The sequence below is a fragment of the Corallococcus terminator genome (assembly GCF_049194865.1).
Lineage (GTDB): Bacteria > Myxococcota > Myxococcia > Myxococcales > Myxococcaceae > Myxococcus > Myxococcus terminator_A.
Window position 1 is genome coordinate 249,738 of record NZ_JBLZWL010000129.1, and the last position, 6,238, is coordinate 255,975.

The window sequence follows — 6,238 nt, forward strand, 5'->3', positions numbered from 1 at the left end:
ACCCTACCCGCGCTTCCCTCCGGAGGCCAGCAAGAGGTACCTACGCGTCATGTGGACCGCCTTCCGACCGCTGCCGACCATGCTCTCACTCGGGCTTTGCTGGCTCCTCTTCTCCGGGTGTGACTCGGGGAAGAAGCAATTCCAGGAAGCCAATGAGCAGTACGAGGCGCTGGTGGACAAGGGCGTCCCGCCGACGGACCCGGCGTGGGACGGAGTGGTGGCGTCCCTGGAGAAGGTGCCCGCGGGTTCTCGTTCGCGTCCGGAAGCGGACAAGCGCCTCGCGGCCATCCGAGGCCTGCGGGGCAGCCTGCCACCGCGCCCGCTGGCGACCCCCGGCGCGACGGGGCCGGGCACCAGCGAGGCGGACGTGAAGCGCGCCGCGTGCGAGGCGCTGGCGAAGAAGCTGGGACAGGCGACCGATGACGCCACGCGCGAGCCGCTCACCCAGGCGCTCGCGCAGTGTCGCGCGGACCTGGTCCGGCTGGAGGCCAAGAGCCACCCTCCTGGTGAAGAGGGCCACGAGCACGGGGGCGAGCCGCATTGACGCCGTGTGACGTCGCTCACGGATGATTGAGAACGCGCCGGGTTTGTGGCTATGGAGCGCGCATGCCCATGCCCCAAGCAGGTGACGCGGCTCCCGACTTCGTGCTTCAGGACCAGGACGGCAACTCCGTGACGCTCTCGCAGCTCGCGGGGAAGAACGTCGTCCTCTATTTCTATCCGAAGGATGACACTCCTGGATGCACCGTGGAGGCGTGTGCCTTCCGCGATGAGCACTCGGTGTTGGAGGGTGCCGGCGCGGTGGTGCTCGGTGTGTCCGCGGACAACACCGCGAGCCATCGCAAGTTCGCGACCAAGTTCAACCTCCCCTTCCCGTTGCTGGCGGACACCGAGCACCAGGTGTCGGACGCCTACGGCGTCTGGGGAGAGAAGTCGCTGTATGGACGCAAGTTCCTGGGTATCAACCGCGCCACGTTCCTGATTGGAGCGGATGGCAAGGTGAAGCAGGTGTGGCCGAAGGTGAAGGTGAACGGCCACGTCGTGGAGGTCCTCGCCGCGCTGGGGGCGAAGCCGAGTGCGCCGGCGCCGGGTGCGCCCGCGTTAGAGGTGGAGGCGCAGGCGCCCGAGCTGTCCGCGGCGTATGTGAGGGGCTCGGAGCAGGCGTACGATGAGGTCACTCCGCTCGCGGGGACGCCGTTGACGGCGCCGGCGCAGGTGACGAAGTTCGAGCCCACGAAGCGGAAGTCCGCGGCGACGAAGGCTCCTGCCGCGAGCAAGGCCACGTCGCAGGATGAGGCTGGCGCCGGTGCGGATGTCGCGGTGGATGAGGCGCCTGTGAAGAAGGCGGCGGCGCCCGCGAAGACGGCCACGCCCGCGAAGGAGGCGTCCTCCGCGAAGACGGCCACGCCCGCGAAGGAAGCGTCCTCCGCGAAGACGGCTGCGCCTGTGAAGGTGACTGCGCCCGCGAAGGTGGCTGCGCCCGTGAAGGTGGCTGCGCCCGCGAAGGTGGCTGCGCCCGCGAAGGTGGCTGCGCCCGCGAAGGTGGCTGCGCCTGTGAACGAGGCCACGCCCGCGAAGAAGGCAGCGCCTGTGAAGAAGGCTCCGCCCGCGAAGGAGACAGCCTCCGCGAAGAAGGCGGCGCCCGTGAAGAAGGCTTCCGCGAAGAAGTCCGCGCCTGTGAAGTCGGCCTCCGCGAAGAAGGCGTCCGCGAAGAAGCCAGCGCCCGCGAAGAAGCCAGCGCCCGCGAAGAAGCCAGCGCCCGTGAAGAAGTCAGCGCCCGTGAAGAAGGCGTCCGCGAAGAAGCCAGCGCCCGCGAAGAAGGCGTCCGCGAAGAAGTCTGCTCCGGCGAAGAAGTCCGCTCCGGCGAAGAAGAAGTCCGCCGCGAAGCGGAAGTAGCAGAACGCGGCAGTGAAGTAGGTCACTCCCGGAGATGCGTGGACGCGGCGCAGCCAGCCTCGTCCACGTCAGCTCCTCACCTCGCGCCAGCTCAAGGTCTTTCTCCGGCGCTCAACGCTGTGAGTGCTTGGGTTTGAGCGCGAAAATCTTTCGCGAAAGCAGAGGCCCGCCGCGCAAAATTTGCGGTGAGACACTGGCTTCTGTCGCGAAGAAGTCGCAGTCGACCGAGTCAGCGAAGAAGACTGTGCACGAGCATCGCCGAGGGCATAACTGAGCAAGCGGCCCGAGAGGCCGCCGTGTACCCGTCCCGTGGTTTGGACACCAGGCGTGCCCATCTTGTTGGGATGCGGGGACCTGAAGGCAGACAAGCCTAGGAGTGGACATGCGCGAGCTGAATTTCCGTCGGTGGAGCCAGGTGGTGGCGTTGACGGTGGGGGTCATGGGAGCCGCGGCCTGTGGTGGCCTGCCCGAGACAGGTGGCAAGCAGCCGGGCGAGAGCCGTGGCGGCCCGTTCGCCCAGCGTGGCGTCCAGCCCGACGCCCTCCTGGACATGCAGGGCAACGTGCACCCGGAGAAGTCCCCACCGTGGCTGATGGTCGCGGACCGCGGGCACAACGGCACCATCAAGGACATCGGCTCCAGCATCGACCCGCGCACGCCGAAGCTGGAGGGAAAGCAGAACAACTCCCTCTTGGATGACGCGGGGAAGATGATGCAGGACCGGTACGGCATCGAGGGCGGCGCCTCCTACGCTCCAGCGGCCCAGGGCCTGGGCGGTGAGGACGGCGCGATGCAGGGCGTTCCCTCGGACTACAATCATGGGTGGGGCTATCGCCCGCAGGGCTGGCAGGACCGCAACGGCCGGCTGGTGCGCTAGGTCCTTGTCGGGCGAACGGACGGCTCCCCGCCGACGCCCGTGCCCGAGGATGGATATCCATCCCTCTGAAGCCTGAATGGCTCGCCGGAGGGATGGAACATGAACCAGGGAAACATTCGACGCTGGCTCCTACCCGGCGCGCTGGCCGTGGCTTCGTTGCTGGGAACGGCGTGCGAGCGCGAGGAGCAACGCGTCCGTCGTGAGATTCCCAGGACGGGCGGTCCGTATCAGGGCATCGCCAATGACTCGCAGCCGCTGAGCAGCTTCGGCCCAGGGACGGGTGGCTCGGGCACGCCCAACATCGCGCCCGTGCAGGACATCGTGGGCGCGAACCTGCCTCCCACCGCGGTGGACAACGTCCCTCCGCGCGTGGAGCCCGGCATCGCCGAGGGCTCGCCGACCGCGATCCGACGCCAGCAGGAACAGCAACAGGCACAGGACGAACAGGCCACTCCCAAGCCGGGAGACCCGCCCGCGAACAAGCCGCCGGATGGAGTGTCGGGCCCGCGGCCCGGAGAGGCTCCGCCTCGCGAGGACTCCCAGGTGCCGCACTGACCTGGCCTACGGGGCCGTGTGCCCCGTGACACCGCCACGCTCAGCGAGACGCGAGCATGGCCATCGGCTCTGCCCACGGGGCTGTGCCCCGTGATGCCGCCACGCTCAGCGAGACGCGAGCATGACCTCGGTGGGGTCCTTGCCCGCGAAGGCGCTGTCGAGCCCCTTGGCGAGCGCGTGGTGCTCGGCGCCGCCCAGCGTGGCGAGCCGGTCCTCCGCCGGGTGCGCGAAGCGCGCGGCGAGCACGTCGAGCCTGCGGTGCGCCTCTTTGATGCGCTCTCGCGGAATCCGTCCGGACTCCACCGCCTTCACCACGGCCTCGATGGCGCGGCGCTGCACGTCCGCCTGGTGGCACACGAGGAACAGGTCCACGCCCGCAATCGTGCCCTGCACCGCCGCCTCCTCCACCGTGTAGTGGTCCGCGATGGCCTTCATCTCCAGGTCGTCGCTGACGAGCACTCCGTCGAACCCCAGCTCCTCGCGCAGCACCCCGGTGAGTACTCGCTCGCTCATCGTCGCGGGCACGCCCTTGTCCAACGCGTCGAACAGGACATGGGCCGTCATCAACGAGGCCAGCCGCGCCTGCGCGAAGGCCCGGAAGGGCACCAGCTCCACGCGACGCAGCCGCTCCAGGTCGTGCGCAAGCCGGGGCAGCGTCAGGTGGCTGTCCGTGGTCGTGTCGCCGTGTCCAGGGAAGTGCTTGCCGCAGGAGGCGATGCCACCGGCCTCCAGCCCGCGCGCGAGCGCCACGCCCAGCCGCGCCACCTCCTCCGCGTCCCGGCTGAAGCTCCGGTCTCCGATGACGGGGTTGGCGGGATTGGTGTCCACATCCAGCACCGGCGCGAAGTCCCAGTCGAAGCCGACCGCGCGCAGCTCATGCGCGAGCAGCCGCCCCACGCGCTCCACCAGCCGGGCGTCCCCGCGCTGTCCCAGCTCGCGCATGGGGGGCAGGGCGGTGAACGGCGCCCCGCGCAGCCGAGCGACGCGGCCTCCCTCCTGGTCCACCGACAGGATGAAGGGCCGACCCGCGCGGAGCTTCAGCTCGCGGCACAGGGTCGCCGTCTCCTGGGCGGTGCCCACGTTGCGCTTGAAGAGGATGGCGCCATAGATGCCGTCATCCATCAGCGCCGCCAGGTCGGCGTCGATGCGAGTCCCAGGGAAGCCCACCATGAACAGGCGGGCGCAATCGCGGTAGAGGGCGGAGGCAGTCACGGGACGCAGTGTCGCAGAACCCGGGCCCAAGCTGGACTCCGTTCCTTCGCGAGGCACACCGTGCGTCGTCTGCCCGTCACCTCCCAGGGCGGCCGTGTCCGCTGGGCGCCATCCGGGTTGCGCCGCCGTCCTGAAGGAGTACCTGGAGCGTGGGCTGTGTCCGGCCAGGCGTCGCACGCGTCGGCGCCCGACGGTGCATTGACACAGGGGCTTGTTCCGCCCCGGACGGCTGCTACAAGGGCCCCGGGATTCCGAGGCACCTTCCGCGCCTCCGTTCAATCGAGGCCCTGATGGATTTCGCCACGCTCGAGTTGTCTCCACCCTTGCTCCAGGTCCTGGCCGAGCTGGGCTTCCAGTCGGCCACGCCCATCCAGGCGCAGAGCATCCCCGTGCTGCTCCAGGGCAAGGACCTGGTCGGCCAGGCGCGCACCGGCAGCGGCAAGACGGCGGCGTTCGCGCTGCCCATGCTGCGTCAGGTGCAGCTCCAGGACCGGCGCCTCCAGGGGCTGGTGCTCTGCCCCACTCGTGAGCTGTGCGCGCAGGTGGCGGGCGAGATTCGCAAGCTGGGGCGCCGGCTGCCGGGGCTCCAGATTCTGGTGCTGGCGGGCGGGCAGCCCATCCGGCCGCAGCTCGAGGCGCTGGAGAAGGGCGTGCACATCGCGGTGGGGACGCCCGGCCGGGTGATTGACGTGCTGGAGCGCGAGGCGCTGGAGACGAAGCGGCTGGGCACGGTGGTGCTGGACGAGGCGGACCGGATGCTCGACATGGGCTTCCGCGACGACATGGAGCGCATCATCGGCGCGATGCCTTCACGGCGTCAGACGGTGCTCTTCTCCGCGACCTTCCCGCCGGACATCGCGGCCCTGAGCCGCGCGTTCCAGAAGGACCCCGTGCGAGTGACGGTGGAGGACACCGAGGCCACGCCCGCGATCCGTCAGGTCCGCTACGACACGAAGCCCGAGGAGAAGACCCAGCAGTTGCTGCGCGTGCTCCGGCTCTACCAGCCGTCCTCCGCCATCGTCTTCTGCAACCACAAGGCGACGGTGGTGGAGCTGACGAAGGCGCTCTCTGACTCGGGCGTCAGCGTGGACGGGCTCCAGGGCGACTTGGAGCAGTTCGACCGGGACCGCGTCATGGCGAAGTTCCGCAACCTCACCACGCGCGTGCTCGTCGCCACGGACGTGGCGGGGCGAGGCATCGACGTGGAGGCGCTCGACGCCGTCGTCAACTTCGACATGCCCTTCCAGCCGGAGCCGTACGTGCATCGGATTGGACGCACGGGACGCGCGGGGCGCACGGGGCTCGCCATCTCCCTGGTGGCGCCGAACGACAAGCGCAAGGTGGAGGAGATTGAGCAGTCCCTGGGCCTGAAGCTGGAGGCGGGCGACGCGGCGGAGCTGGAGGCGGCGGCGTCGAAGCCGGGCTCGCTCGGCTCGGAGTGGGAGACGCTGTACATCTCCGCCGGGCGCAAGGACAAGATGCGGCCGGGAGACATCCTCGGCGCGCTGACGGGCGAGGCGGGTGGGTTCGTCGCCACGGACGTCGGCAAGATTGAGATTCAGGACCACATCGCCTACGTCGCCGTCGCGCGCCGCGTGGCCAAGATGGCCTTCCAGCGTTTGAGCGAGGGCAAGATCAAGGGCCGCAAGCACAAGATTGAGCGCGTGAAGTAGGCGCCCGGTTGATGGGCGTCAGCCT

At 69.4% G+C, this 6,238-nt stretch carries 6 protein-coding genes; 5 read left to right on the forward strand and 1 reads right to left on the reverse strand.

Annotation, left to right across the window (positions count from 1 at the left end):
* Positions 1–49: 49 nt before the first annotated feature.
* The 4 genes from ACN469_RS38915 (at position 50) to ACN469_RS38930 (ending at position 3,328) form a co-directional block, all read left to right on the forward strand.
* Positions 50–544, forward strand: a complete 495-nt coding sequence (locus tag ACN469_RS38915) for a hypothetical protein (protein WP_498776621.1) — start codon at positions 50–52, stop codon at positions 542–544.
* A 68-nt stretch (positions 545–612) separates the two neighbouring features.
* Positions 613–1,896: a thioredoxin-dependent thiol peroxidase gene (gene bcp, locus ACN469_RS38920; protein WP_498776623.1), complete on the forward strand. Its 1,284-nt coding sequence runs from the start codon at positions 613–615 to the stop codon at positions 1,894–1,896.
* A gap of 382 nt (positions 1,897–2,278) precedes the next feature.
* Positions 2,279–2,773 (forward strand): hypothetical protein, encoded by a 495-nt coding sequence (locus tag ACN469_RS38925; RefSeq protein ID WP_498776625.1) that lies wholly within the window; start codon positions 2,279–2,281, stop codon positions 2,771–2,773.
* A 99-nt stretch (positions 2,774–2,872) separates the two neighbouring features.
* Positions 2,873–3,328, forward strand: a complete 456-nt coding sequence (locus tag ACN469_RS38930; protein WP_498776627.1) for a hypothetical protein — start codon at positions 2,873–2,875, stop codon at positions 3,326–3,328.
* 105 nt (positions 3,329–3,433) lie between these two features.
* Here the strand turns inward: ACN469_RS38930 and nagZ are convergent, their stop codons facing one another.
* Positions 3,434–4,498, reverse strand: coding sequence for a beta-N-acetylhexosaminidase (gene nagZ / locus ACN469_RS38935; protein WP_498776651.1), 1,065 nt, complete (start codon positions 4,496–4,498; stop codon positions 3,434–3,436).
* A gap of 332 nt (positions 4,499–4,830) precedes the next feature.
* Here nagZ and dbpA point away from each other — a divergent pair, with 332 nt between their 5' ends.
* Entirely contained in the window at positions 4,831–6,213 is a 1,383-nt protein-coding gene (gene dbpA, locus ACN469_RS38940; protein ID WP_498776629.1) for an ATP-dependent RNA helicase DbpA, read from the forward strand.
* The last annotated feature ends 25 nt before the right edge of the window (positions 6,214–6,238 follow it).